Here is a 25,845-nt window from a genome sequence, read left to right as displayed (position 1 = left end):
TCCAATCTGGGGGGCCGCTACTGTTTGTAGCCTTCGACTTCGCTGACGGGCCGGGCTTCGGCATCGTTGGGGTTCTCGCCGGAGTCCGACTTGGCCCGCCGCTGCCGCAGCAGGTCCCAGCACTGGTCCAGGCTTTCCTCCACCTGCTTCAGCCGCGCCTTGTCCGGCACCTGCCCGTCCCCGGGGGCCTCCCGCAGTGAGTGCTCCTCCTCAACGAGGGCCTGGATGCGCGTCAAAATATCCTGATCATTCATGGCTTCCCCTTACTCCCCGGACCGGTCTCCCCAGCGTACGCCTGTACCATCTGAATCATGCCCACTGTGCTTGATATGGCAGGTCCAATCCTGGAAATGCTGACCTGGATGTGCCTGCCCGCCGGGCTCGCGCTGCTCTTCTACACAGGCTTCCTCCGCCGCTTCGTTCATCCGTGGGCTGTGGCTGAAGCGGTGGTGTATTCCGACAGCACGGGCGTGGGCTTCCGCTGGTTCGACCGCAAATACCAGGTGCACCACGCGCCTATGTCACCCCACGACATCAGGGACCTGGCTGTGGGCGACACCCTCCCCATCTACTACCACCCCAAACGCCCCACCCAGTGGCAGACCGCTGCACCGGAAGAGGCCGGCAAAACCGCATCGGTGCTGGGCCGGTGCCTGACGGGCATTGGCGCCGTGGCCTTCCTTGCCGGCTTTATCCTGCCGATGTTCTAGGGGCTGCCCTATCCGATAAGCACCACGCCAATGCCGAGGGCGCCCAGGATTACCCCGGCGGAAGCCGTCCAGAGCACGGCGGTGATGTCGGCGTCGTGCCTTTCCTTGCGGATACCGTGCGAGCTCACGCGGTAGCGGCGCCGCTGCGTGAAGTAGATGCCGGCGGCCGTCCCGGCGGACACCGTGAACAGGAGCAGGATCGGAAGGCCATGCTGCGGCAGCCAGCGCAGGAAGATCGCGCTGACCGTCACCAGGGCCAGCATGGTCCTGCCCCACGCAAGCGTGGTCCGTTCAGGCTGCAGTCCGGGATCCCCATGCAGTGGTGCGGGGCCGCGGGATGGCGCCACGGGTCAGCGCCAGAGAATGAAGATCAGTACGACGGCGGCCGCCAGGGCACCGGCCGCGGCCAGCAGCGGCACGATGAGGGGCAGCGGCAGCGGCGCCTTGTTGCGCATGCTGCGTTCCACCCGGAGCCACCGGACAGCGGAGCCTGCGCTCAACAGTATGCCGAGCAGAAGCAGGACCACCGCCAGGCCCTTGCGGACCGGTTCCAGGAAGAGGTCCGAGGTGAAGGCTTCAATGGCGATGCCGCCGGCCAGCAGCGCGAGGGAGGTACGGATCCAGGCCAGGAACGTGCGCTCATTGGCCAGCGTGAACCGCGGGTCCGGTTCCTCCCCGCCAGGCAGCAGGCGTTCGGCGATCTTCCCGCGCGACGGCGGGACGGGGGCGCTGGCGGGCTGCTCGCAGTTGGTCACGGTGCCAGTTTAGCTATGCGGCTGGGCGCATCCGCCGCTGCGCTGTCCTCGCAGCGCTATGCCCCGCTGCGAGGGGCGAACATGATCACGGCCACGCCCAGCAGGCAGATCAGTGAACCAGCGATGTCCCAGCGGTCTGGCCGGAAGCCGTCAAAGATCATTCCCCAGGCCAGCGATCCGGCCACAAACACCCCGCCGTAGGCCGCCAGGATCCGGCCGAAGTGGGGGTCTGGCTGGAAGGTGGCCACGAAGCCGTAAGCCCCCAGGGCGATGACACCCAGACCGGCCCACCACCAGTCCTTTCCTTCACGCACTGACTGCCACACCAGCCACGCGCCGCCGATTTCCGCCGCAGCAGCCAGGACAAACAGCACAGCGGTCTTGGCGATGCTCACAGCTCCATCAGGGATACCCACGACGCCATCATGCCAGCCGGCTTCACAAGGGCGGGAATGCCGGGGGCCGGGCCGGGGTTGGGCCGTGTATGGAGCGCATCGGATTTCTCTCATTTGGCCATTGGGGTCCCGGGCAGGGCTCCCGCACCAGGACAGCCGGTGATGCCCTCCTCCAGGCCATCGACTTGTCGGTGGCGGCGGAGGAGCTCGGGCTGGACGGCGCGTTCTTCCGGGTGCACCACTTCGCCCGGCAGCAGGCCTCGCCATTCCCGCTTCTGTCCGCCATCGCCGCGCGCACCACCAGGATCGAGATCGGCACGGGTGTCATCGACATGCGGTACGAAAACCCGCTCTACATGGCCGAGGAAGCCGCGGCCGCCGACCTGATCAGCGGCGGCCGGCTGCAGCTCGGCATCAGCCGCGGGTCACCCGAGCCGGCCCGCCAGGGAGCAGCAGCCTTCGGGTACGTGCCCGGCCCCGGAGAAACCGACGCGGACATGGCCCGCCGGCACACCGATCTCTTCCGGAAGGCCATCACCGGCGCGGGGGTCGCGGAAGCAGACCCGCGGTATGCAGGCGGAGCCACCGGACTCTTGCCGGTCCAGCCGCAGTCGCCCGGGCTCGCCGAGCGAATCTGGTGGGGAGCCGGGACCCGGAAGACGGCGGTCTGGGCCGCGGAACTGGGCATGAACCTGATGAGCTCCACGCTGCTGACCGAGGACACCGGCGTGCCCTTCCATGAACTCCAGGCCGAGCAGATCCAGCTGTTCCAGGATGCCTGGGCTGCAGCAGGCCACGAGTACATGCCGCGGGTGTCGGTAAGCCGCAGTGTCCTACCCATAGTGGATGAGGAAGACAGCCGCTTCTTTGCCGGTGCCGCCCTTCGGGACGGCCGGGACCAGGTGGGCATCATTGACGGGCTCACTGCCCGGTTCGGGAAGAGCTACGCGGGCGCCCCGGACGTGCTGGCGGAACAGCTCGCCGCGGACACCGCCGTCCAGGCCGCCGACACCCTCCTGCTGACCATCCCCAACCAGTTGGGGGTCGACTTCAACGCGAAGCTGCTGGGCACTATCTCCCGGCACATCGCGCCCTCGCTGGGATGGAATCCCGGCTCCTGAACAGCCGCGGTGAAAGAGTGTGACCTATAATTTCTCCCCGCCAGCAGCAATACGGCGATATAATAAGTAGGCTTATGGAAAGGTGGGGGAACTTTATGCGTTGCCGAACCGTTACTCTTAGAGTGCGGCTTGGGGGCTTTGCGCCACTTACTACAGCGTGACTGCGGAACGGTCATATGACGGAGAGAGAGAAATATGGCTCGCGCCGCTCTAGGCTTAATAGCATGATCCGGTTACGCCAGCTGGCCCAGGCGGCCACTGTCCTCACCACGCCCTTGTCGCCGGAGGACATCCTCGCGCTGTTCAACCCCGTCTACTCCGCACGGCAGCTCCGTGGCGTCGTCACGCGCGTTGTCCAGGAGACGGCCCAGTCCGCAACGATCTTTTTCCGGCCCGGCCGCGGCTGGCACTCGCACCTGGCGGGCCAGTGGGCGCGCATCGGCGTCGAACTCGACGGCGTCCGCCACTGGCGCTCCTACTCCCTCAGCGCCCCTGCCGGCAAGGACCCCGCCATCACCGTCACGGACGTTGGCGCCGTGTCCGGCACCCTGGTGCGCACCACCAAGCCCGGCGATGTCCTGTTCCTGGCTCCTCCGCAGGGCGACTTCGTCCTGCCCGAGCACCCGCGGCCCCTGCTGATGGTAACCGCGGGCAGCGGCATCACTCCCGTCATGTCCATGATCCGTACGCTCGTCCCGCGGCGTCCGGATGCCGACGTCGTGCTCGTCCATTCGGCCCGCACTCCCGGCGACAGCCTCTTCCGCGAGGAACTTGCCGAGTTGGCGGACCAGTTCCCCAACTTCCGCCTGGCCCACTGGTTTACCGGTGAGCAGGGCCGCATGGACCTGACCAACACCTCCCAGCTGGACGAAATCTGCCCTGACTGGAAGGAACGCGCGGCGTATGCCTGCGGTCCGGACAGCTTCCTGGACGACGCCGAGGCGCTGTGGAAGCGCGCGGCGCTCACCACTGCGGCCCCCGGCTCGGACGTGGCGGTGGCCGGCAGTGCCGGCAACCTCATGATCGAGCGCTTCAACACCACCTTTGAAGGCGGCGTGGGGCACGACGGCGGGCTGGTCACCTTCGAAGCCTCGGACAGGGAAGTGGAAGCCGACGGCGACACCCCCATCCTCGACGTCGGCGAAGACGCAGGAGTCCTCATGCCCAGCGGGTGCCGGATGGGCATCTGCCACAGCTGCCTGACCCCCCTCCTGTCCGGCCAGGTCCGCGACCTCCGCACCGGGGAAGTCCACGGCGAACCCGGACAATTGATCCAAACGTGTGTCTCGGCAGCCGCCGGACCCGTCAACCTCGAAATCTGAGGAGCACCACGGTATGACTGTAGTAACACCGAGCAAGACCACATCCGCCGAAGGCAAGCCGGCCGGAGGGTCAAGGACGCGCCCCGGAAAACTCGCCGAGTCCGGCAGCCCCACCGTCCGGCCGCCGGCCGCCGCGCACCTGAGCGATGAGCAGGTGGCGGAACTTGGGCGTGAACTGGACGCCATCCGCGACGAGATCCTCGCCAAGCGCGGGGCGGCAGACGCCGCCTACATCCGCCGCGTGATCAAGGTCCAGCGTGGCCTGGAGATCTCCGGGCGTGCCGCGTTGCTGGTCAGCAAGAACAAGGCTGCCTGGGTTACCGGCACCACGCTGCTGAGCCTGGCCAAGATCCTGGAGAACATGGAAATCGGGCACAACGTCCTGCACGGCCAGTGGGACTGGATGCGGGACCCGGACATCCACTCCACCACCTGGGAGTGGGACTTCGTCACGCCCTCACGCTCGTGGCAGCACACCCACAACGACCTCCACCACCGCTGGACCAACGTGGTGGGCAAGGACAACGACGTCGGATACAACCTCCTGCGGATGGACGAACAGCAGCCGTGGAAGCCCATTAACCTGGCCAACCCGCTGTTCAACGCCATCCTGGCGCCCCTCTTCGAGTGGGGTATCGCCATCTACGACCTTGAGCTCACGGAGTTCAAGGAAGGCAAGAAGTCCAAGGAAGCGCTGCTCAAGGACCTCAGGGCCCTCGGCAAGAAGGTTGTCACCCAGTTCACCAAGGACTACGCCGCAACCCCGGCCGTCGCCATGCTGACCGGCTCCGGCAAGCAGGCCCTTTACGGCACCCTGACTGCCAACGCCGTTCGCAACGTGTGGGCCCACGCCGTGATCTTCTGCGGCCACTTCCCCGAAGGCACGGACACCTTCACGGAGGAAATGGCGGAAGGCGAAACCCGCGGTGACTGGTACATCCGCCAGATGATCGGCTCCGCCAACATCTCCGGGTCGAAGTTCATGCACATCATGACCGGCAACCTCTCGCACCAGATCGAGCACCACCTGTTCCCGGACCTGCCGTCCAACCGGTACGCCGAGGTGGCGCCCAAGGTCCGTGAGATCTGCCAGCGCTACGGTTTGAAGTACACCACCGGGCCGCTGCTGAAGCAGGTCGGATCCACCTGGGGCAAGATCTTCAGGCTGGCATTGCCCGGCAAGACGGCAGCCACGGCCTAACCGCCGCACCGCCTGCCCAAAGCACTGAAAGCACCTCCGGCTCCGGGATTATCCCCGGGACCGGAGGTGCTTTTCTGTCCCCACCGACGCTCTCTCACCTAACGCAAGGTTTCCCCGGACGCTCTCTCACTCGATGGACGTTTCCGGCGGACGCTCTCTCACTCGATGCACGTTTCCGGCCGATCCTCTCGCACTTTCCCTGGAACCCTCTCGCACACCCGCGGCAGGCGCGCATAATTGATCCCACAGCGCGGCGCCCAGTGGAGGAATCATGCGGATTGTCGGAGCACTCATCGTTATCTGGCTCATTGTTGGCGGTGTGGCCGCCTGGCAGCGCGGCTATTTCGGCGCCGCGCCCGGAAACTGCGCGGAGGCCGGAACCATTGCCATCACCATCGCTGCGGGACCGCTGAACTACATGGGAGCGAATCCGCAGATTACCTGCGAGCTTCCGCAACCCTCCCCGTAGCAGGGCGTGCCTGGCAGGAAGCCACGCGCGGGAAGGGCTGGACTGGACGGTGGACCGCCCTAGAGTAGGTACTGCGCGGCCGCGGCACCCTCCCGGCCGCATCGATCCCACAGTCTCGAAAGGACCCGCCGCGATGGCCTTCATCACCGTTGGAACCGAAAACAGCACTGATATCGAGCTTTACTACGAAGACCACGGCTCCGGCCAGCCCGTCGTGCTGATCCACGGGTACCCCCTGGACGGTTCCTCCTGGGAAAAGCAGACAGCGGCCCTCCTTGACGCGGGCTACCGTGTCATCACCTACGACCGCCGCGGTTTCGGCAAATCAAGCAAGACCACCGAGGGCTACGACTACGACACCTTCGCTGCAGACCTCAACACTGTGCTGACAGCCCTGGACCTCAACGATGTTGTACTGGTGGGCTTCTCCATGGGCACCGGCGAGGTGGGCCGTTACCTGGGCACCTACGGCTCCGCCCGGGTGGCGCGGGCAGCCTTCCTCGGCTCCCTGGAACCTTTCCTGCTCAAGACCGATGACAACCCGGACGGCGTCCCGCAGGAGGTTTTCGATGGGCTGAACGAGGCCGTCACTGCGGACCGGTACGCCTTCTTCACCGAGTTCTTCAAGAACTTCTACAACTCGGACACGTTCCTGGGCACGCCCCGACTGAGCCAGGAGGCAGTCAACGCCAGCTGGAACCTGGCCGCGAATGCGGGTGCCACGGCATCAGTGGCAGCCCAGCCCACATGGCTTACGGATTTCCGGGCCGACATCCCCAAGATCGACGTTCCCGCGCTCATCCTCCACGGCACCGCGGACAATATCCTGCCCATCGACTCCACCGGCCGGCTGTTCGCCAAGGCCTTGCCCACTGCCGACTATGTGGAAATAGAAGGTGCCCCGCACGGCCTGCTGTGGACACACGCCGCCGAAGTCAACGAAGCGCTCCTGCGTTTCCTCGCCAAGTAGCAGCTTCCCTCCCTGCGCATGCAAAACGTCCGACGGCGGCATGACTGCCGCCGCCGGACGTGGGAGAGCGTTTGGGGAAACGTTGCGTTAGGTGAGAGAGCGTCGGAGGAAACGTTGCGTTAGGTGGGAGAGCGTTTGGGGAAACGTTGCGTTAGGTGAGAGAGCGTTTGGGGTTTACCAGCGGGGGCCGCCTCCGCCGCCGGGGCCCTGCGCTGCGCTGTATTCCCCGGCCGTGACCGTACCCTGCTCCGAGGCGCCGTCGAGCGACCCTTCACCGATGCCCGCGCTGACCGTTGCCGTTCCGCCGGTGTACACCGTGTATTCCGCGCCGTCGCTGATGGCCGCGGAGGAGAACACCAGCGAGGCTGCGGCCTTGGTGGTGACGAATGCAGCCACCACGGTGCCGGAGGAGTCGGCGATCTGGACTACGGTGCCGGCGGGAATGGACGAATCAAGGGTCACCTGCACGCCGGACTGCGTGGAGGAGGCTCCCGGTGTGACAGCCATGCCCGCGCTGCCCGCGGCGGCCACTGTTCCGCCCGTGACCACCAGTTCACCGTTGACGTCAAGCGCCCCGTTGCCGTCGTTCGTGGGGCCGTTGACCACCACGGTGCCGCCGGAGATGCTGGCGTTGCCGTTGGAGTCCAGGCCGTCGCCCTGTGAGTTGATGGTCAGCAGGCCGCCGCTGATGTCCACGGTGTAGTCGCCCACGGCCATCTCCCCGCGACCCATGCCGCCGCCCATTCCGCCTTCGGCGGTGGTGCTGGAACTTGTGCTGCCGCCTGAGGCGTTCACGCCGTCGTCGTTGGCGGTGACGGTGGCTGTGCCGCCGGTCATGATGATGTGCTGGGCCTCGAGGCCTTCCTCCGACTCCTCCACCGTGGTGGTGCCTGCCGCGATGGTGAGCGTGTTGAAGGCCTTGATGCCGTCGTCGCCGGCGCTGACGTTCAGGGTGCCGCCGTTGACCAGTACCCAGCCGCGTCCCTCGTCCTCCTCGTTGTCGGACTTGAAGCCGTCGTCGCCTGCTGTCACCTTGTAGGCGCCGTCCAGGAGCACCGCGTAGTCCTTGCCGACGATGCCGTCGTCCGCGGCGTCCACCGTCACGGTGCCTCCGGCGAGGACAAGGCCGTCCTTCGAGGAGATGCCATCGTTGAAGTTGCCGTCTACGGTGAGGGACCCGGTGCCGGCGACCGTGAGGTCGGCCATGGAGTACAAGGCTGCGTCGGGGGCATCCGTGCCCTGGCCGGCGTAGGTGGCGGCGTCGCTGAGGGAGTTGGTGGTTCCGTCCTCGAGGTACACGATCGCCTCGTTCGCGCCCTGCACCACGAACGGGGACCCCGTGGAGCTGGTGATGGCTGCCCCGTCAAGGATGATCCGGACCACGTCTTCCTCACCGGCAGCCACCACCACCTGCCCGTCGGACAGTGAGCCGCTGAGGCGGTAGGTGCCGGCGGCGGTGATGGTGACGGTATCGCCGTCGACCTTGACAGCGGACGACGACGTTCCGGCGGCAGCAGCGCTGGCACCGTCCGCCATGGTCACGGCTACTTCGGAGGCGGCGTCCCAAGTGAGGTCGTCGGCGTCGTAGTGGGTGTCGTCAGCGAGGGCGTCCAACGAGACGGCCCCCGCAGTGCCGGTGGAGGCAGTGGAGGCGGCAGAGCCCGCGCTGGTGGTGGAGGCCTGGCTGCTGACGGCCGAGACCCCGGTGGGAGTCGTGCCGCCCACGGAGCAGCCCGCCAGGCCGAGGGCCAGGGCAAGCGCGGTGACGGACAGATGTGTGCGGAAGCGTTTCATGGTTTTTCCTTCAGGTGAAAGCGTGGGGGAGATGGGGGTCAGGCTACGGGCCGGAGGGAGAGGCTGCGGCGCAGCGTCCGGTTCCAGCGGTTTGCGGGTAGGTCCGGGCACAGGGCGGCCATGCCGGTGGCGAATTTCGAGATCCGGGAGGGGCGGACGCCGTGTGCCCACAAATGCCGGTCCAGCGGCCCGGCCGTGGAGCCCGACTTGGTCTCCAGGATCACCGCATCATCGAGCACCCAAGCAGCCTGGCCGGGACGCTGCCAGGTCACGTCCGTGTCGATGGTGGCGCGGCTCCCGGACTCCGGAAGGTAGAGCGTGGTCCGGTGGTAGCGGGTTTCGAGGACCGGGTGGAGGCGGCCGGGGGGTATTGAACCCACGGCCGCGGTGAGCGTTTCGCGGACGTACTCCAGGCCTTCGGCCGTGAGCCGGGCGCGGTCCTCGGGGAGGTACGGGATGCGTTCCTTGACCGTCGCTTCCCGGGCGCCTTCGGTTTTCACCTCCAGGAAGCTCACCGCGCTGTCCACATAGGTCCGGGTGCGGATCTTGTACCGGCGCCGGCGGCCGCGGGCTGCCAGGAGGTAGCTGTCCAGGCCGGCGGTGTCGAAGTAGACGGAGTCGTAGGCGAAGCTGCGGGAGCCGTCCATCTCCAGGACGCGGACGTCGGCGCGGAACGTGGCGAGGAGCTGGCCTGCAAACCGGGCCGGGACCACGTACTTGCGGTCCACGCGGGTCTGCAGTGCGGCCTCGGAGTTGAGCTCCTCCAGCCCAACGGGGCGGAGGGATCCGAGGTTGCTGACGACGACGGCCGTTGCGGGCGTGCTCATGCGGCACCTGCAGGGGTTGTCAGGCGGGTGGCTGGTTCTCCGGCGGCAGGTTGAAGGGAGGCAGGTTCCATGGGGGCAGATTCCGCGTGCCGCGGCGCCGGCAGGGCCGTGACAGCTGCAGGGAAGGCTGCGGGGGAGTAGGCGTACCGGACATCCACGATGGTCTTGTCGTTCACCAGGTCCAGTTCCTGGATGGTGGCGGAGTGGACCTTGCCGTGGAGGACCTCTTCCAGCCGGGCGTAGAGTTCGCCGTCCTCGGCAATGGCGCGGTCCAGGATGACGGTCTGGTGGCGGTGGGCCGGCAGGACCCGTGGGTGGTCTCCCACGAACATCACCAGCAGGATCAGTGCCATCAGTGAACCTGTCAGCCAGAGGGGCTCAATCCCCAGGCCGGCGATCAGGCCAAGGGCCAGGGCCGAGAAGTAGTAGGCCACCTCGTGCTGGGCCAGTTCGGTGGAGCGCAGCCGGATGATGGACAGGACCCCGAACAGGCCCAGTCCCAGGCCAAGGCCGGCGGCCGAACCCGAGAGCGCTGTGGCCACGGCCAGGACGCCCACGTTCATGCCCAGGTAGGACACCACCAGGTCGCGGCGGCGGTGGCGGCGGAGGTACAGGACAAAGGTCAGGATGCTGATGGCTGCCAGGTCGGCGAGGGTGAAAATAAGGGGGTTCATGGGATTCTCCGGGATGTTTTTGGTGGGCTGGTATTCACGGTGCCCGCCCAAACTGTGCGGGTGCTGTGACGGAACCTAGCCGGGTATATGAGTGCTGGCTGACGGTTCCCTGGGGCCGGTGCGGGAGGATTTGCTGGCTGCTTTTCCGCGTGCCTGTGCCGTGAAGAGGAAGCGTTGCTGCACCACAAAACTGATCCCCAGCAGGATGGCCTCAGCCAGGATCTTGGCCGGAAGCGCCAGCAGCCCGGCGCCTTCCAGGGCCCAGATGAGGCCGAAGTTGGCAGCAAGCAGCAGGGCGGCGAGGCTGAAGTAGCGGATTCCGGTGGTGCCGGCGGGCTTGTCCCTGCCATGGTCAAAGACGATGCGCCGGTTCACCATGAAGTTCACGGCGGAACTCACCGCCCTGGCCCCCAGCACAGCAAGGAGCAGGGAGTCGGCCAGCAGCGTGAGCAGCACGAACAGCACGGTGTCCACCAGGAACGCAGTGAAGGACGAAGCCAGGAACTTCAGCAGCGGGGCGTAGATCCGCACCGAGTCGGCCAGCGGACGGAAGTGCGAACCGGAATTGTGGTCCAGGTACACCGTGGCGATGTCCACCGAACGGATGGCATAGCCGGCGTTCCGCGCTTCCAGCAGCAGGTTCAGCTCGTATTCGTACCGGTCGCCGCGGACGGACCGGAGCCAGGGGATCATGGCGGCGGGGTAGCCGCGGAGGCCGGTCTGGGTATCGGAAATGCGCTCGCCGGTGGCCAGGGTGAAGAGCATCTTCGTTGCGGTGTTGCCAAACCGGCTGCGCGCCGGGACGTCGCCGGTGAACTTCCGGCTGCCCAGCACCATCGTGGACCAGCCCTGCCCCGCCCGGTCCTCCTCCCGGAGGGAATCGGCCACCCGGAGGATGTCCGCCGTCCGGTGCTGGCCGTCGCTGTCGGCGCACACCACGTCGTGGCCGGGCAGGTTGTCCGCAATGAAGCCCAGCCCGGACTTGAGGGCGAAGCCCTTTCCCCTGTTGCGCCCATAGCTGATCACATGGCACCCAAGGTCCCTGACGGCGTCGAACACGTCCCGGTACTCCGGGCCGCTGCCGTCATCCACCACCACGATGGGAAGCCACGGTTCCGCCTGGCGGATGGAGCGGATCAGGGCGGGAAGCTGCAGGTCCGGCTCATAGGCAGGGATCAGGATGATCATGTCCGGGCCCTACCCGCCGATGTAGAGGATGTCGGAGGTGCCGCGTTCTTTGTTGGCGCCCAGCGGGTTGTTCACCAGAGAACCGTTGAAGTACATGGTGGAGGAGCCTCCGCCGTCGATGTTGTACGCCGTGGTGGCACCGAGGCCCTGCATGATATCCGCGAGGCCGGTCATGGTGACCCCGGCGCTGTAGCCGGGGCTGCGGCCGTCCACCACCACGAACACCAAGTGGTTGTCGTCGATGATGCCGACGGCGGTGCGGGGCTGTTCGCCCTGGATGGAGTGGTTGCCGAAGTTGGTGTCCACTTCCACGTCCTCGATGCCTTCGGCCACTTCGCCGTTGTCCAGCAGGGACGGGCCGAAGGAGAGGGTGTTCCAGACGCCCTCGGCCACCAGCTGCCCGGCCGTGGTGGTGGTTTCGTCGTAGACCTTGACGGTGCCGTCGCGGTAGAACGCCAGGCCCTGCCGCGCCCCCTCGTCGCGGAACACCACGCCGTTGCGGATCACGATGCCGGTGTCCCGGAAGCCGTAATAGTCGCCGTTGATGGCGAACACTGCGTTGTTGGCCTCGGCAATGGCGGACGTGGTTTCGGTGATGTTCTCGCCGAAGCTGTCGTTGGCGAAGGCGGACTGGAGGGTGGTGGCGTCATCGAGCACGACGTCGGCAACGTAGTACGTGACGGTGTCGTCGCCGCTGCCGGTGGTTACCGTGGAGATGCTGATGTTGAACGAGCCGGAGACGTAGGAAGTGTCCGTGGTGACGGCGGTGGATGACGTGGAATCGGTGGCGGTTTCAGCCGTCGTTCCGGTGGAGTTTCCTGCCTGGCTGGCTTCGTAGGCCGAGACATCGGCGATCTCGACGTGCTGGACCACGAACCGGTCCAGTGCCCAGGCCGTTGCGCCCCCGGCGGAAAGGGTGAGGGCCACGGCCCCGGCGATGATGGCCCGCCGGGCGCGGCCGGGTTTACGTTCTCTGGTCTGTTGCGGAGTCATGCCTCATTTCTAGGGAGGCAAGCTGGCAGGGGGATTTGCCGGATATATAAGGGGCCTGTGAAAACTAGCCGTCGTAGTGCGTGCGTGCCGGCCCTTGGCCCAGCGAATTCACCACGGCCGCGGCAACGTCATGAAGCTTCGAGTTGCGGGTGCTGGAGGCCGTTTTCAGGATCTCGAAGGCGTCCTGCTGGCTGCACCGGTTCTGGGCCATGATGATGCCCACGGCCATGTCGATCACCGTCCGGGACTCCAACGTGGCGCGGAGGTTCGCCGCAGTCTCGCTGTAGTGGGCAAAGCGCACCGCCAGGCGCAGGGCCAGGGACGTCTGGCCCACGAAGTCCTCGGCAAATTCAAGGATGCGCGGCTCGAAACGGTGTGGCCGGCGCGAGTACAGCAGCAGGGCAGCCTTCGTCCCGCCCTCCAGCTGGAAGGGCAGCGCGAGGACGGAGCGGATGCCCTGGGCCAGCACGGCCGAGGAGTATTCGGGCCAGCGGCCGTCGTCGCGGGCGTCGGGGACGTGGATGCTTTCCTGGGCGGCAGAGGCCGTCAGGCTCGGCGTCTCGCTGAACTCATACTCAAGGTGCGCAATGGCCTTCGCATCCGGGCTGCTGCTCGCCACGGTCGCGGCCTTGCGCTGCCGCAGGAGGGTGATGGCGCACATGATCTCATCGCCGGGCTCGGAAAGGTTGCGTGCGGATACCTGTGCCAGCTCGTTAAGGAAGTCCTCAACATCAGAGCTGTTGAGGACCAGCTCATGCAGGTGCTCGGTAATGGATGTATCAGTTTTTGCTGTTGACTCGCTGGCCACGGTTTTCTGGTGCCATTCGCTCAGGACAACCCGGTGACTTCCAGCATCCCCCCGGCGGAGCGGGCAGGCTGTGAAGGTCGCTGGATCGAGGAACTTTCCAACGGCCTGCTGCTAAACCGATATCCAGAAGTATATACATCCTCCGGCGGGGGAAATGGTCACCTTGACACATACGGTGCAGGCTCTCTGGCGCCGGCCGGGGAGTTACCGGCAGAATGAAGCAGGCGCCGGTGCTCCCGGCGGCAGACCCCCGGAACCGGCGGCTGGCAGGCCCCGCTGGGGCAGGAAGAGGGACAGGACATGACCAGGCTGCTCATCATCGGTCCGCCGGGCTCCGGCAAGGGAACGCAGGCGGAACACCTGGCCCGGCACTTCGGCGTTCCCACGCTTTCCACCGGCGAGATTTTCCGGACCAACGTCAACGAGGAAACGGAGCTGGGAAAACAGGCTGCCGGCTATCTCGACGACGGCGATTTTGTCCCGGACCACCTCACCAACGCGATGGTCAAGGACCGCCTGCAGGACAGCGGCCTGCAGGCGGGGTTCCTGCTGGACGGCTATCCGCGCACGGCTCCGCAGGTGGCGGAGCTGGACAACATGCTCGTGTCCCAGGGGTTTGCGCTGGATGCGGTCATTGAGCTGACCGCCCCCGACTCCGTCCTGGAGCAGCGGATGCTCCGGCGTGCCGCGGAGCAGGGCCGCACGGATGACACGGTGGACGTGTTCCGGCGCCGCCTGGATCTCTACCACCGTGAGACGCATGAAGTAGTCTCGGTCTACGCCGGCCGTGGAATGCTCGTTTCCGTGGACGGCAGCGGAGATCCCGGCGACATCACCAGACAGGCGATCGCCGCCGTCGAAAAGTTCCTGGCTTCCCCGCGCCCCGGCGCCTGAACCGGCGCAAGCCACCAACGTAAAGGACAACCTGATGAGAATTGCGGTCACCGGCGGTAGCGGAAAACTTGGACGGCACGTGGTCCGCAGGCTCACGGAGGACGGCCACCAGGTCCTCAACCTGGACCGCGAAGGCAGCCGCAGTCCAGGCCTGGTTGTGGTGGACCTGCGGAACTACGGCCAGGTCCTGGACGTGCTGCTGGGAGTGGACGACAGGCATGACGGTTTTGACGCCGTGGTGCACCTCGGTGCCATCCCGGCCCCGGGCATCATTCCCGATGCCGCCACCTTCGAAAACAACATGCTGTCCACCTACAACGTGTTCCAGGCGGCGCGCCGCGCGGGCATCAAGAAGGTGGTGTACGCCTCCAGCGAGACGGTGCTGGGACTGCCGTTCGACGTCGACCCGCCCTACATCCCCGTGGACGAGGAGTACCCCGCCCGGCCCGAAAGCACCTACTCCCTGGTGAAGCACCTGGAAGAGCAGATGGCCGCTGAGCTGACGCGCTGGGACCCGGAACTGAGCATCGTCGGGCTGCGGTTCTCCAACGTCATGGACGTGGAGGACTACGAAAAGTTCCCCTCCTTCGACTCCGACGCAACCCTCCGGAAATGGAACCTGTGGGGCTATATCGACGGCCGGGACGGGGCCCAGGCGGTGGTCCGCGCCCTCGACAACGGGAAGCCGGGATTCGAGGCGTTCATCATCGCCAACGCGGATACCGTCATGAGCCGGTCCAGTGCCAGCCTGGCCGCGGAAGTGTTCCCCGGCGTCAAGGTGGTCAAGGAGCTGGGCGAACACGAAACCATGCTGTCCATCGACAAGGCGCGCCGGCTGCTGGGCTTTGAGCCTGAGCACACCTGGCGGGACCACTGGCAGAACCCCGCGGGCGGCCCGCCGCGCTAGGTGCTAGCCGGCGTTGCCGGTTTCGAGCAGGAACTCGGCGCGCCCATGCACCGCACCATTGATCTGCAGCTCCAGGGCGTGCAGGCCAGGGTGGTGCACCCTGGTGGTCATCTGCCTGAAGGCATGGCGTTTGGAGAGCCTCCTGCTCTCACCCGGGGCAAGGGTAAGCGTTGACACCTTGAAAACCTTGGCGGACTGGCTGCCATTGGCCTTGCGGTAGTGGACGAGGTAGTCCACGGCCAGGCGCACGTCGTGCGCGCCGGTGTTGGCTATCTCGAAGGAGAACGTCAGTTCACCGGGCAGGGTCAGGACCTCCCGGTCCAGGTGGGGCCCGGCCACCGCCACCTGCGCCGGCGAAAAACCAAGCAGTTCCAGTGCCTCCGGATGCCCTTTCTTGATGAGCGTGCGGAGCCCGTGCCGGACCACCCACCCCGTGTTGCCGTCAGCTGCGGAGAGCCACTCCCTTGCCGTGGCCACCACGGGGCCGGGTGCGTGCCGGGCAAGGTCATTGAGGTGATTGGCCACGGACCGCCGCACGTACTCCGAGGAGTCCCGATACAGCGCGGCCAGGACGGGAAGGGTGGCTTCGGGCCGCTCCACGAGGCCGGGCACGCGCACCGCCCACGGCAGGTAGGGGCGGGTTCCCTCACTCGCCAGGCGGCGGACATGCTCATCCGGGTGGGACGTCCACTCCAGGGCAGCGTCCAGTGCCCGGTCCAGGTTGTGGCGCAGCAGGCGGCGGACGGCAAACTCGCTGGTGAGCCGGGGCGTCAGTTCCGCCAGCAGGGCCAAGGCGTCGTCAAAGTCCTCCCCGGTGCCGGAATCCACGGCAAGGCTGGCAGCAGCCTCTGACACCGGCCACAGGATCCAGCCCGTGAACTCCGGAAACCGCAGGGCTGCACGGAAGCTGACCGCCGCCGTCGGATATCCGGCACCGGAGGCGCTCAGGACATCCTCCCGCAGCGCCTGCGCCGCAAGATCTGTCCGGGCGCGCAGGTTCAGGTCGCCCAGCAGGGAGGCGGCGGCGCGGGTCCGGGCCCACTGCACATCGGGAGCGGCCTCCGTGAGGACCGCCGCGGCAGAATGAACGGCGGCAGCGTCAATCAGTTCATTCATTGCACCCATGGAGTCAGGCTACCGCCAGTGCTGAACGCGATACTCTTCCCCTAGGAAAATCTCAACGGCGCAGGGACGGGCATCACAGTGGGACGTCAGGATTCAGCAGGCTCCGCAACTACCAGCCGGAGCCGCGGCAGGTGGCGGGCCTTCCACGACAAGTTCGTGGTGGAGGAGCGCTACATGGACCCCGCCGACCGGCGGGGACTGTACCGGGCGGCCATCATCCTGGTGGTGACGGGGGTTGCGCTGTTCATCGCCACACTGGTCAGCGTGCTGCAGGCCGATGGCCTCTCCGCCGCAGATGTGCCGGTCCGTGACTGGCTCCTGGGGATAAGGTCCGACGCCGGCACGGCCTTCATGATTTTCCTCGCCGTGGTCTTTGGCCCGATCGCCCTGCCCATCATCGTCCTGGTGGTCATCCTGTGGTGGGGCTTCGCCGCGAAACATGCCTGGCGCCCCATCCTGCTGGCGTCGGCGATGGTCACCGGGGTCATCATCTCCCAGATCATCCTGCGGATCGTCCAGCGCTCGCGGCCGCCCGTGGAGCAGATGCTGTTCGGGATCGACCACACGTTTTCGTTCCCGTCGGGGCATGTCCTGGGGGCGTGCGACTTCCTCCTGGTTGGAGCCTTCCTGGTGTTCTCCCGGCACAGCAACACCAAAGCAGCCGTTCTTGGTTTTGTGGGGGCGGGGATTGGCATCGTGCTTGCCGCCGTGAGCAGGTTATACCTGGGATACCACTGGCTCAGCGACGCCCTCGCGTCGCTGTCCCTCTCCCTGGTCATCCTGGGCGGGGTTATTGCACTGGATACGTGGCGCACCGCCCGTGTTCCCGGGGAGCGGATCACCGGTGAGCTGTCCAAGGCGGATTCGCCCCGCGACTGACTGGTCCGGGGGGTGAACTGTTGTCCGGCCCCTCAGCCTGGCGGCCTGGACCTGGCCCGCTTGAGGGCGCGGTGCAGTTTGTTGTTGGCGGCCTCAAGCTCCAGCACCTTGGCCACGCCCGCGAGGTTGAGGCCCTGTTCCAGGAGTTCGCCGATCCGCAGCAGCACGGCGATGTCGTCATCACTGTACTGGCGGGTGCCGCCGGACGTCCGCGACGGCGTCAGCAGGCCCCTGGTCTCGTAGAGCCGGATGTTCTGCTGTCCTGTTCCAGCCAGCTTCGCTGCCACCGAGATGGCGTACAGCGCGCGGCTGCTGCTCGGGCCGGTCTCCCGTCCCGCGTCCTGTTCCGCCATCAGTTCTCCAGTATCCGTCCGGGGTCTTGCTTCAGTTTCCCACGGGTGCTATAAAAAATCTATATCCATCACCATAGATTAACCGATGGATATGGCACAGGTGGAACACCTACTGAAGCTGAAGGAGTGGGAAATGATGTTGATGCGCACGGACCCGTTCCGTGAGCTGGACCGGCTCACGCAGCAGGTCTTCGGAACCGCCGCCCGCCCGGCTGCCATGCCCATGGACGCCTGGCAGGAAGACGGCGAGTTTGTAGTGGCCTTCGACCTGCCTGGCGTGAAGATGGATTCCCTGGACCTGAACGTTGAACGCAACGTCCTGACGGTCCGGGCGGAGCGCAAGGACCCCACCCAGCCCAATGTGGAACTGGTGGCCTCCGAACGTCCCCGCGGTGTCTTCAGCCGGCAACTGATCCTCGGTGACACGCTGGATACTGACAACATCAAGGCCAGCTACGACCAGGGCGTCCTGACCCTGCGGATACCGGTGGCTGAAAAGGCAAAGCCTCGCAGGATCGAGATCCAGACCCAGCAGAGCGAAAAGCACCAGATCGGAACCTAGCCACAGCCGGCAGGCGCGGGGGACCTCTTCACGGTTGCCCGCGCCTGGCGTTCTTGTCCGCCGGCGTCCGCGCCGCTCGCGGACGCCGGCGGAGCGGAAAAGGGCCACCATGACAACAAGCCCCGACTACTACGACACCCTGCGGGTCCAGCCGCACGCCACGCAACAGGAAATTTCGCGCGCCTACCGGGCCCTGATGCGCAGCCACCATCCGGACGTCGACGGCGGTACCTCCCCGGAAGGTGTGCTTCTGATGATCATGCAGGCCTACAACGTCCTCAGGGATCCTGAGCGGCGCGCCGCATATGACAAGCAGCGGGCCGCCGCTGCCGGACAGTCCGTTCCCGTCCGGAAGGTGCGCAGCCCCGGCGGACCCCGGCACCCCCTCATCAGGGTCACCCCGGTGCGGTGGGAAAGCGGGCCCTGGGCCTGACGATGATCCTGGCAGGGCCCCGGCAACGTCCCCGGCGGGGAACGGAACGGGGAACGGAACACAACAACAGCAACACCGCGAGGAGGCGGAGAACCGGATGAGCGACTGGCGCCGATACGATTCACACCTGATTCCGGCATTCCACGAGCGCTTTGAACAGCGCTGGGGAGCCGGAACTGCTCCCTTCCTGGACCCTGAAGCGCATGAGCAGCCGCTGCCCCGTGCGCAATGGATCAACCCTGCCACGGGCGCAGCGCTGGCCGTTGTGCCGGTGTGGACGGCAGACGAGAAGCAGCAGCGGTCCTTTGGCGTGTTCTACCTTCCGCCCGGGGGCGACATCTGGGTCCTGCGGCCCGGCTACACGGGCTACCTCGAACCCGCTGACGGCGAAACAGAGCACCTGGTGACGCTCCGGAACGATGCCTTCCGGAAGGCGGTGGCCCACGCCAAGGAGTTCCTGTTCGGCTCCCAGTAGCCGCAGGGGCGGACCGGCAGCCCACGGGTTACTGCGGCCCGTGGCTGTGGGACGGCAACGTCCCGGCAGCGCTTCCGAGCAGGCTGCGGGTCAGGGTCTCGGCGTCCGCCATGAGCTCGTCCACTGCGGCATTCAGGTGGGCGTCAGCCACAGCCTCACCCGCTGCGGCAGCGGTCAACACCGCGCGTCGGACCAGCTCCCGTGCGAAGGACGCCGTGGTACCCGCGGTCCGTTCCGCGGCAGACTGCAGGGCCTCGGGACTGAAACCAGCATGCCTGCTGTAAAGCCGGAGAAGGCCAGTGCGTTCGGCGAGGGCGGGAAGGGGGATCTCCACGGCCAGGTCCACGCGGCCGGGACGCTGGGCCAGTGCCCGTTCAAGCAGGTCCGGCCGGTTCGTGGTGAGCACAAAGGCGACATCCGCGTCCTCGTCCAGGCCGTCCATTGCATCCAGTACCTCGAACAGCAGCGGCTGGGGGCCGTGGCCGAAGCTGCGGTCCTCCGCAATGAGGTCGCAGTCCTCCAGGACGACCATGGAGGGCTGCAGCGCCCTGGCTATCCGGGCCGCCTCGGAAATTCGGGCGAGTGAACCGCCCGAGAGCAGGATGGCCGTGGTGCCCGCGCCCTGGCCCAGGAGGTAGCGGACGGTGTGGGTCTTACCCGTTCCAGGCGGGCCGTAGAGCAGGACGCCGCGCTTGAGGTGCTGCCCATGTTCCCTGAGTGACTGCCGGTGGCCGGCAATGCCGACCACATGGCCGGCCACCTTCTGCAGCAGCCCGGACGGAAGGACCACCTCCTGTTCCTTGAGCCGGGGCCTGTGGTGGAAGGTCACCCCGCCGCTGCTGGGTCCGTACTCGCCCATGGTCAATGAAATGACCTGGCCCTGGAGGACGCTCTGGCTGTCCATTCGCCGGCGGTACTCCGCCAGGAACGCGGCGCCGGTCTCCGCGGTTCCAGCCACCAGCTCAAGTACCGCGGACTGCCGCCCGGAGCGCGGGTCCGCGGCCCGCTGCAGGACCGCAAGGCTGCCGCCGTCGTACGAAAAAAGCCGCAACCCGAATGCCACGGCCTGGCGCAGCGTGCCAGGGCCCACTGCCATGTTCACGAAGTCCGGCTGGGCGAGCGGAAACTGGGGGAAAAGCTGCGACTGCTGCACCATGTCGCTGAGGGATGCATGGTGGCGCTGGCCTCCGCCGCCGATGCCCACCAGCCTGCCTTGGGGATCCGTGGCGGTGAGTTCAGCCAGGACGATGTCCGCATCCACGAACCGGTGCGGCGGAATCTGTTCTTCCACCACGGCGAGTTTTTCGGCCGGCAGGCCCAGATGCTCCGTCAGCGCGTCAAGCAGTTGCGTACCCGCTGTTGCCTTATGGTTGCCAGCCTGTGCCAGCTGCACAAGTGCAGCGAAATCGTCGATGAACTTCCCCAGTTTTTCATCCATCCACAGACCCTAGCAGGGCCCAACGGGCTGCCCTCCGGCCCGGCGGGCTGCCGGGACACCGGCCGGGAACCGCCGTGCTCGTCAGGCGCCCACAGCTGTGCGATCCTGTTACGTACTTACAAACGCTCCGTTACAAAAGGCCCGCAGATGCACATCACCGCCAAAGAACTCGCTGCCCTTATCCCGTCCGGATTTACGCTCGGCGTGGCCACGGCTGCCTTCCAAATTGAGGGCGCGCTGGATGAGGACGGGCGGGGCCCGGCGGGCTGGGACGTCTTCGCGGCCAAGGACGGAGCCATCGTGGAAAACCACAGCCCCGTCATTGCCACGGACCACTACCACCGCATGCCGCAGGATGTTGCGCTCATGAAGCAACTCGGCGTGGACTCCTACCGTTTCTCCTTCGCGTGGCCGCGCATCCAGCCGACCGGGCGCGGGCCGGCCAACCGCGCCGGCCTGGCCTTCTACGATAGGCTCCTGGACGAGCTGCTGGCCAACGGCATTTCCCCCATGGCCACGATCTACCACTGGGACACCCCGCTGACGCTGGACGAAGCCGGCGGCTGGATGAACCGGGACACCGCCTACCGGCTGGGCGAATACGCTGCCATCCTCGCGGAGGAATTCGGCGACAGGGTGGCGCGCTGGGTGACCATCAACGAACCTGCCACGGTCAGCACCAACGGCTACACGCTCGGCCTGCACTCACCCGGCAAGGAACTGATGCTGGGGGCATTCCCGACGGTGCACCACCAGCTGCTGGGGCACGGCCTCGCCGTCCAGGCCCTGCGCGCCGCCAAGGTGCCGGGGGAGATCGGCATGACCAACGTCTACTCGCCCATGGTGCCCAATTCCATCAACCCGCTGGACAGGATCAGCGCCGGGCTGATGGACCTGGCCCAGAACCGGCTCTATGCGGACCCCGTGCTGACCGGCAAATACCCGGACCTGATCCGGGCGGCCAAGTTCTTCAGCTCCTTCGAGCACCCGGACGAGGATATGGAACTGATCTCCCAGCCGCTGGACTTCTACGGGCTCAACTACTACATGCCCACCAAAGTGGCGGTAGGGCCGGGCGGCGGAGCAGTGCCCGCCAGCATGGCCGAAGCCATGGGCAGCGACCTGAGCGCGGCCGGTAACGGTGGAACACCGTTCCACGTCGAGACCTGGCCCGAGGCGGACATCACCGCCTACGGCTGGCCGGTGAAGCCGGAGTACATGGCCGTGGCCCTGAAGGAGATGGGCGAACGATACCCCAACCTTCCGCCGGTCATCCTCACGGAGGGCGGTGCCAGCTTCGAGGACATCATCGTCCGGGACAAGTCCACCAACACCAGGTTCATCCCGGACGAGCGGCGGCTCAAGTACCTCTCGGACCACCTCGAGGCCGCCCTGAAAGCTACCGCCCCGGGCGGGGATGCCGCATCGGTTGACCTTCGGGGCTACTACGTGTGGTCGCTCCTGGACAACTTCGAATGGTCCGCCGGGTACAACCAGCCCTTCGGCCTCCTGCACGTGGACTTCGAAACACTGGAACGGACCCCAAAAGCCTCCTACTTCTGGCTCCAGGAACTCATCGAGGAGCGTGACCTTGCCGCCGCGGCAGGCACCGCCATAGCAGAGGCCATGGCAGGTGACGCCCTGGACGTCGAGGTCTTGGGCGCCGGGGCGATGGGAAATGATGTGCCCGACGACGACGTTCCCGCCGTGGGTGCCAGCGCCTAGAGCAGGTCCAGGGCCGTGAGCTGTTTGGCGATGCCGGCGCCGTCCGGTGAATAGATCCACGGAACCTGCGACGCGGTATGGTCCCCGTCCTCGGAGTGGCCGCCGGCGAACACCGATTCGCTGACGGACAGCTGGCGGATGGCGATCGCGGCTACCTTGTCCGGGTGCTCCTGCGAGAAGCCGGAATAGATGGCTTCGTCATGCTGGCCGTTGTCCCCGATCAGGAGCCACTGCATGTCCGGGAATTCCTTGGCGAGCCGCTCCAGGTTCCGGTGTTTGTGGTCCTGGCCGCTGCGGAACCACCGGTCCTGCGTGAGGCCCCAGTCGGTCAGCAGCAGCGCACCGGACGGATACATGTTGCGGGTCAGGAAGCGTGCCAGCGTGGGCGCGGCGTTCCAGGGTCCCGTGGAAAGGTAGATCACCGGCGCGTCCGGATGCTCCACCGTGAGCCGGTCCAGCAGGACAGCCATGCCGGGTGTTGCCATGCGTGCCCGCTCGCTCAACACGAAGGTGTTCCACAGGGCGAGGAACGGCCGGGGCAGGGCAGTCACCATGACGGTGTCATCGATATCTGACACGATCCCGAACTTCACGTCCGGCGCGATGACCCGGATCCTGGCCTCGACGGGCTCCGTGCCCTCGGCGCGCAGCACCGCGGTATGCCAGCCGGGCTCCAGCTGGACGCTGACTTCCGTATCGATCAGCCCGCCCCTGTCCGCCCGGACATGGGTGACAACATCGCCGATGGTGATCTCGACGTCGGTGAACTGCAAAGGAACGCTGGTGAAGGCCCGCCAGCCGCGCACGTTCTGGTTGCCGTTCTGCGCTGCGTGCTCCGCCTTGCTTCCGGGCATCGGCTTCTGGGTCAGCAGGACCCGTCCCAGGACGCGCACCAGGCTGGTTGATCCGTAGCCCTGGTACGCGATGGTCTGCGGCACGAACTTCCAGCGCTTGGCCAGCTGGATGCGCACACCGTTGACGCCGTCGGAAATCCGGTGGGCAAGCTTGAACACCGTGTTGCCCGAAAGGCCGGACTTCCTGTCCGGGTCCGGCGGTGTTGCTGCGTTCTGGGGCGGGGTCTGGGGGGCCGTGTCCATGGGACCACTCTGCCACAGGCTGAAGCGCGCCGAGCTACCCTGGTCCTTGCCGTTCCTCCATGACGTCACCCTTCCCCCAGGATCCAGCGCAGGGTCTCGGCGTTGCGCACTGCGTTGCCGCCGCCGTCGCTATTGAAATAGGCGTAGACGTCCAGGCCGCTGCCCGACCACTCGCGGATCCGGTCGGCCCACCAGTGAAGGTCGGCGTCCGAATAGGAGCCTGCGTAGAGGTGCTGGTGGTCGGGGCCGTGCAGCCGCACATACGTGAACGGTGCAGTAGTGCGCAGGATGCAGGGGAGGTTGGCGCCGCTCATGATGCAGTAGGCGGCCTGGTGCCGCTCCAGCAGAGCGTAGACGTCGTCGCAGTCCCAGCTGGGATGCCGGAACTCCACAGCCACCCGGATCCATCCCGGAATCCTGGCCAGGAAGTAGTCCAGCCGGGCGTCGTCGCGTTCCATCCCGGGCGGCAGCTGCACCAGGAGGACTGCCCGCTTATCGCCGAGCTCGTGCCAGCACCGCTGAATCCGTTCCACCCATATCTCCGGCTGGTAAAGCTTCCGGGCGTGGGTCAGTCCGCGGGGAGCCTTGACCGACATGCTGAAGCCCGCAGGCAAACGCCGGTTCCAGCCCGCAAACGTGGTGTCCCGGGGCCACCGGTAGAAGCTGGCATTAAGCTCAACGGTGCTGAACCGGGCAACGTAATGCTTGAGCCGGTCCCTCGCCGGGAGCCCCGGCGGATAGAGGACGTTCTCCCAATGGTCGTAGCTCCAGCCGGAGGTGCCGATGTGGACTGCCATGACTGCAGGCTACATCGAATCGTGCCCATCACCACGGGGCGGACTGTGGCAGTGTAAGCCTATGGCGCGCATCGAGGATTATGCAGTTGTTGGCGACCTTCAAACGGGGGCCTTGATCAGCAAGGAAGGCTCCATCGACTGGCTGTGCCTGCCACGGTTCGATTCCCCGGCATGCTTCAATTCCCTGCTGGACAGTCCTGACGCGGGGCGCTGGCTGCTGGCGCCGGAGGGTGGCGGCCCCTGCACCCGCCGGGGTTACCGGGACGGCACCCTGGTGCTGGAGACGGAGTGGGAAACACCTGAAGGAACGGTGCGCGTCATCGACTTCATGCCGCCCCGCGACTCCGTGGCGGACATCGTCCGCATTGTGGTGGGCGTCAGCGGAACCGTGCGGATGCACAGCGAGCTGGTGCTCCGCTTCGACTATGGCCACATCATCCCCTGGGTCCGCAGTGACAACCTGGGCCTGCACGCCATCGCCGGCCCCGACGCCGTCTACCTGGTGACACCGGCACCCCTCCGCGGCGAGAACATGCACACCCTCAGCGACTTCACCGTCAGCGCGGGGGAGCGCGTCCCGTTTGTCCTCACCTGGGCGCCAAGCCACGTGGGCCGGCCGCACAGCGTGGACGCTGAAGAAGTCCTGGGCACCACCTCCGCCTTTTGGCGCGGCTGGGCATCCCAGTGCACCGTCAAGGGGAAGTACCAGGACGCGGTGATGCGGTCCCTGGTGACCCTGAAGGCACTGACCTACGCCCCCACCGGCGGCATCGTGGCAGCCGTGACCACGTCCCTTCCCGAGCAGCTGGGCGGTCCGCGCAACTGGGACTACCGGTACTGCTGGCTGCGGGACGCCACCATGACGCTGCAGGCCCTCATGGCAGCCGGCTACACGGCCGAGGCGGCGGCCTGGCGGGACTGGCTGCTCCGCGCGGTGGCCGGCGACCCCGCCGACCTGCAGATCATGTACGGCATCCACGGCGAGCGCCGCCTGCCGGAGATGGAACTGCCGTGGCTGAAGGGCTACGAGAACTCTTCCCCGGTGCGCATCGGCAACGGAGCAGCCGAGCAGCTGCAGCTCGACGTATGGGGCGAGGTGCTGGACTGCCTCGCCCTGACCCGGAACTCCCTGCTGACGCATCCGGATGAATCATGGGACGTCCAGCTTTCCCTGATGGAGCACCTCGAGAAGATCTGGGACCAGCCGGACAACGGGCTGTGGGAGATGCGCGGGCCCCGCCGCCATTTCACGCACTCGAAGGTGATGGCCTGGGTAGCCGCGGACCGGATGGTCAAAGGCGTGCGCGAGTCCGGGCTGCCGGGACCGGTGGAGCGGTGGGAGCGGCTGCGGGACACCATCCACCGGGACGTTATGGCCAACGGGTTTGACGCCGCCCGCAACACGTTCGTCCAGTCCTACGGCCGGCCGGAGCTCGATGCCAGCCTCCTCCTGATCCCGCGCGTCGGCTTCCTGCCTCCGGACGATCCGCGGGTGATCGGGACCATCGACGCCATCCAGCGCGATCTCACCGAGGACGGGTTCGTCCTCCGCTACCGTCCTGAAGAGAGCGACGACGGCCTGCCGGGGGACGAGGGCGTCTTCCTCGCCTGCTCCTTCTGGCTGGTGGAGGCGCTCCTGGGTGCGGGCCGGCACCAGGAATCACGTGACCTCTTCGAGCGGCTGCTGGAACTGCGGAACGACGTGGGGCTGCTGAGCGAGGAATGGGCGGTGAAGGCCGGCCGGCAGCTGGGCAATACCCCGCAGGCCTTCAGCCACTTCGCGCTTGTGACTAGCGCCCTGGAGCTGCATCAGGATACGGTTCGGCGAAGTGACACCCCCATTCCGCCGGAGACGGCGGGACGTGCTGAGGCGGCGCGGACAGGGGTGGCTTCTCCTTCGCAGAACAGATAAGTATACTTACTAACACCTCAG

Annotated in this window: 29 protein-coding genes; 14 read left to right on the top strand and 15 right to left on the bottom strand. The window is 66.5% G+C overall.

Annotation, left to right across the window (positions count from 1 at the left end; genetic code table 11):
• Window positions 1-17 precede the first annotated feature (17 nt).
• Window positions 18-254, bottom strand: a complete 237-nt coding sequence (locus AC4BCK_RS17220; RefSeq protein ID WP_174177323.1) for a DUF2630 family protein — start codon at window positions 252-254, stop codon at window positions 18-20.
• Between the two features lie 57 nt (window positions 255-311).
• On the opposite strand from AC4BCK_RS17220, the gene AC4BCK_RS17215 reads away from it, so the two are divergent.
• Window positions 312-710 carry a DUF3592 domain-containing protein gene (locus AC4BCK_RS17215; RefSeq protein WP_251422560.1) on the top strand — a complete coding sequence of 133 codons (399 nt, stop codon included), beginning with the start codon at window positions 312-314 and terminating at the stop codon, window positions 708-710.
• Window positions 711-718: 8 nt separating this feature from the next.
• Here the strand turns inward: AC4BCK_RS17215 and AC4BCK_RS17210 are convergent, their stop codons facing one another.
• From AC4BCK_RS17210 to AC4BCK_RS17200, 3 genes are read right to left on the bottom strand one after another with little or no spacing between them, the layout of a single operon-like run.
• Window positions 719-1,057 carry a DUF202 domain-containing protein gene (locus AC4BCK_RS17210; protein WP_174177319.1) on the bottom strand — a complete coding sequence of 113 codons (339 nt, stop codon included), beginning with the start codon at window positions 1,055-1,057 and terminating at the stop codon, window positions 719-721.
• A 3-nt stretch (window positions 1,058-1,060) separates the two neighbouring features.
• Window positions 1,061-1,465 carry a YidH family protein gene (locus AC4BCK_RS17205; RefSeq protein ID WP_490566246.1) on the bottom strand — a complete coding sequence of 135 codons (405 nt, stop codon included), beginning with the start codon at window positions 1,463-1,465 and terminating at the stop codon, window positions 1,061-1,063.
• Window positions 1,466-1,521: 56 nt separating this feature from the next.
• The gene (locus tag AC4BCK_RS17200) at window positions 1,522-1,860 is read right to left on the bottom strand and encodes a YnfA family protein (RefSeq protein WP_471899648.1); all 339 of its coding nucleotides are present in this window, start codon (window positions 1,858-1,860) and stop codon (window positions 1,522-1,524) included.
• Window positions 1,861-1,949: 89 nt separating this feature from the next.
• On the opposite strand from AC4BCK_RS17200, the gene AC4BCK_RS17195 reads away from it, so the two are divergent.
• From AC4BCK_RS17195 to AC4BCK_RS17175, 5 genes are all read left to right on the top strand, one after another.
• Entirely contained in the window at window positions 1,950-2,981 is a 1,032-nt protein-coding gene (locus AC4BCK_RS17195; protein WP_490566245.1) for an LLM class flavin-dependent oxidoreductase, read from the top strand.
• 224 nt (window positions 2,982-3,205) lie between these two features.
• Window positions 3,206-4,303: a ferredoxin reductase gene (locus tag AC4BCK_RS17190; protein ID WP_141002268.1), complete on the top strand. Its 1,098-nt coding sequence runs from the start codon at window positions 3,206-3,208 to the stop codon at window positions 4,301-4,303.
• Window positions 4,304-4,316: 13 nt separating this feature from the next.
• Window positions 4,317-5,504, top strand: a complete 1,188-nt coding sequence (locus tag AC4BCK_RS17185) for a fatty acid desaturase family protein (protein WP_490566244.1) — start codon at window positions 4,317-4,319, stop codon at window positions 5,502-5,504.
• A gap of 271 nt (window positions 5,505-5,775) precedes the next feature.
• Window positions 5,776-5,973 carry a hypothetical protein gene (locus AC4BCK_RS17180; RefSeq protein WP_364410010.1) on the top strand — a complete coding sequence of 66 codons (198 nt, stop codon included), beginning with the start codon at window positions 5,776-5,778 and terminating at the stop codon, window positions 5,971-5,973.
• Between the two features lie 133 nt (window positions 5,974-6,106).
• A complete protein-coding gene (locus tag AC4BCK_RS17175; protein ID WP_490566243.1) occupies window positions 6,107-6,943 on the top strand; it encodes an alpha/beta fold hydrolase in 837 nt (278 codons plus the stop codon).
• A 174-nt stretch (window positions 6,944-7,117) separates the two neighbouring features.
• Here AC4BCK_RS17175 and AC4BCK_RS17170 read toward each other — a convergent pair whose 3' ends face one another.
• The 6 genes from AC4BCK_RS17170 to AC4BCK_RS17145 all read right to left on the bottom strand — a co-directional run bounded on the left by AC4BCK_RS17170 (window position 7,118) and on the right by AC4BCK_RS17145 (window position 13,227).
• Window positions 7,118-8,737, bottom strand: coding sequence for a carbohydrate-binding domain-containing protein (locus AC4BCK_RS17170; protein ID WP_363958170.1), 1,620 nt, complete (start codon window positions 8,735-8,737; stop codon window positions 7,118-7,120).
• A 38-nt stretch (window positions 8,738-8,775) separates the two neighbouring features.
• Window positions 8,776-9,564, bottom strand: a complete 789-nt coding sequence (locus tag AC4BCK_RS17165; protein ID WP_174177304.1) for a polyphosphate polymerase domain-containing protein — start codon at window positions 9,562-9,564, stop codon at window positions 8,776-8,778.
• Window positions 9,561-10,238 carry a DUF4956 domain-containing protein gene (locus AC4BCK_RS17160; protein ID WP_490566242.1) on the bottom strand — a complete coding sequence of 226 codons (678 nt, stop codon included), beginning with the start codon at window positions 10,236-10,238 and terminating at the stop codon, window positions 9,561-9,563. Before AC4BCK_RS17160 ends, AC4BCK_RS17165 begins: the two co-directional genes overlap by 4 nt.
• 75 nt (window positions 10,239-10,313) lie before the next feature.
• Window positions 10,314-11,426: a GtrA family protein gene (locus AC4BCK_RS17155; RefSeq protein ID WP_363958179.1), complete on the bottom strand. Its 1,113-nt coding sequence runs from the start codon at window positions 11,424-11,426 to the stop codon at window positions 10,314-10,316.
• A 9-nt stretch (window positions 11,427-11,435) separates the two neighbouring features.
• A complete protein-coding gene (locus AC4BCK_RS17150) occupies window positions 11,436-12,419 on the bottom strand; it encodes a phosphodiester glycosidase family protein (protein WP_363958182.1) in 984 nt (327 codons plus the stop codon).
• Window positions 12,420-12,483: 64 nt separating this feature from the next.
• Window positions 12,484-13,227 carry a GAF and ANTAR domain-containing protein gene (locus AC4BCK_RS17145; RefSeq protein ID WP_174177296.1) on the bottom strand — a complete coding sequence of 248 codons (744 nt, stop codon included), beginning with the start codon at window positions 13,225-13,227 and terminating at the stop codon, window positions 12,484-12,486.
• A 300-nt stretch (window positions 13,228-13,527) separates the two neighbouring features.
• On the opposite strand from AC4BCK_RS17145, the gene AC4BCK_RS17140 reads away from it, so the two are divergent.
• Complete coding sequence (locus AC4BCK_RS17140) at window positions 13,528-14,121, top strand: adenylate kinase (protein ID WP_377087370.1); 594 nt, start codon at window positions 13,528-13,530, stop codon at window positions 14,119-14,121.
• A 34-nt stretch (window positions 14,122-14,155) separates the two neighbouring features.
• Entirely contained in the window at window positions 14,156-15,028 is an 873-nt protein-coding gene (locus AC4BCK_RS17135; RefSeq protein ID WP_174177292.1) for an NAD-dependent epimerase/dehydratase family protein, read from the top strand.
• 3 nt (window positions 15,029-15,031) lie between these two features.
• Here AC4BCK_RS17135 and AC4BCK_RS17130 read toward each other — a convergent pair whose 3' ends face one another.
• A complete protein-coding gene (locus tag AC4BCK_RS17130) occupies window positions 15,032-16,153 on the bottom strand; it encodes a DNA alkylation repair protein (RefSeq protein WP_363958188.1) in 1,122 nt (373 codons plus the stop codon).
• 78 nt (window positions 16,154-16,231) lie between these two features.
• On the opposite strand from AC4BCK_RS17130, the gene AC4BCK_RS17125 reads away from it, so the two are divergent.
• On the top strand, window positions 16,232-17,032 hold the full coding sequence (locus AC4BCK_RS17125; protein WP_363938953.1) for a phosphatase PAP2 family protein: 801 nt from the start codon (window positions 16,232-16,234) through the stop codon (window positions 17,030-17,032).
• A gap of 32 nt (window positions 17,033-17,064) precedes the next feature.
• Here the strand turns inward: AC4BCK_RS17125 and AC4BCK_RS17120 are convergent, their stop codons facing one another.
• Window positions 17,065-17,385: a MerR family transcriptional regulator gene (locus tag AC4BCK_RS17120; RefSeq protein WP_174177288.1), complete on the bottom strand. Its 321-nt coding sequence runs from the start codon at window positions 17,383-17,385 to the stop codon at window positions 17,065-17,067.
• A 136-nt stretch (window positions 17,386-17,521) separates the two neighbouring features.
• Here AC4BCK_RS17120 and AC4BCK_RS17115 point away from each other — a divergent pair, with 136 nt between their 5' ends.
• The 3 genes from AC4BCK_RS17115 to AC4BCK_RS17105 all read left to right on the top strand — a co-directional run bounded on the left by AC4BCK_RS17115 (window position 17,522) and on the right by AC4BCK_RS17105 (window position 18,855).
• The gene (locus tag AC4BCK_RS17115) at window positions 17,522-17,947 is read left to right on the top strand and encodes an Hsp20/alpha crystallin family protein (RefSeq protein ID WP_251422810.1); all 426 of its coding nucleotides are present in this window, start codon (window positions 17,522-17,524) and stop codon (window positions 17,945-17,947) included.
• 109 nt (window positions 17,948-18,056) lie between these two features.
• Window positions 18,057-18,380, top strand: a complete 324-nt coding sequence (locus AC4BCK_RS17110) for a J domain-containing protein (protein WP_251422596.1) — start codon at window positions 18,057-18,059, stop codon at window positions 18,378-18,380.
• Between the two features lie 97 nt (window positions 18,381-18,477).
• The gene (locus AC4BCK_RS17105) at window positions 18,478-18,855 is read left to right on the top strand and encodes a hypothetical protein (RefSeq protein WP_174177286.1); all 378 of its coding nucleotides are present in this window, start codon (window positions 18,478-18,480) and stop codon (window positions 18,853-18,855) included.
• Between the two features lie 28 nt (window positions 18,856-18,883).
• Here the strand turns inward: AC4BCK_RS17105 and AC4BCK_RS17100 are convergent, their stop codons facing one another.
• Window positions 18,884-20,293 (bottom strand): AAA family ATPase, encoded by a 1,410-nt coding sequence (locus AC4BCK_RS17100; RefSeq protein ID WP_400598419.1) that lies wholly within the window; start codon window positions 20,291-20,293, stop codon window positions 18,884-18,886.
• Between the two features lie 147 nt (window positions 20,294-20,440).
• Here AC4BCK_RS17100 and AC4BCK_RS17095 point away from each other — a divergent pair, with 147 nt between their 5' ends.
• Window positions 20,441-22,018: a glycoside hydrolase family 1 protein gene (locus AC4BCK_RS17095; RefSeq protein ID WP_251422601.1), complete on the top strand. Its 1,578-nt coding sequence runs from the start codon at window positions 20,441-20,443 to the stop codon at window positions 22,016-22,018.
• Here AC4BCK_RS17095 and AC4BCK_RS17090 read toward each other — a convergent pair.
• Window positions 22,015-23,115 carry an App1 family protein phosphatidate phosphatase gene (locus AC4BCK_RS17090; protein WP_174177283.1) on the bottom strand — a complete coding sequence of 367 codons (1,101 nt, stop codon included), beginning with the start codon at window positions 23,113-23,115 and terminating at the stop codon, window positions 22,015-22,017. The two genes, AC4BCK_RS17095 and AC4BCK_RS17090, sit on opposite strands and share 4 nt — an antisense overlap.
• A gap of 65 nt (window positions 23,116-23,180) precedes the next feature.
• Entirely contained in the window at window positions 23,181-23,912 is a 732-nt protein-coding gene (locus tag AC4BCK_RS17085; RefSeq protein WP_490566241.1) for a DUF72 domain-containing protein, read from the bottom strand.
• A 61-nt stretch (window positions 23,913-23,973) separates the two neighbouring features.
• Between AC4BCK_RS17085 and AC4BCK_RS17080 the strand changes: the two genes are divergently transcribed.
• Window positions 23,974-25,824, top strand: a complete 1,851-nt coding sequence (locus AC4BCK_RS17080) for a glycoside hydrolase family 15 protein (protein ID WP_366279313.1) — start codon at window positions 23,974-23,976, stop codon at window positions 25,822-25,824.
• Window positions 25,825-25,845 lie beyond the last annotated feature (21 nt).

It is taken from the genome of Pseudarthrobacter sp. As-47 (genome assembly GCF_058215595.1).
Note: the sequence above shows the minus strand (reverse complement) of the source record. Positions and strands in the feature narration are given on the sequence as shown.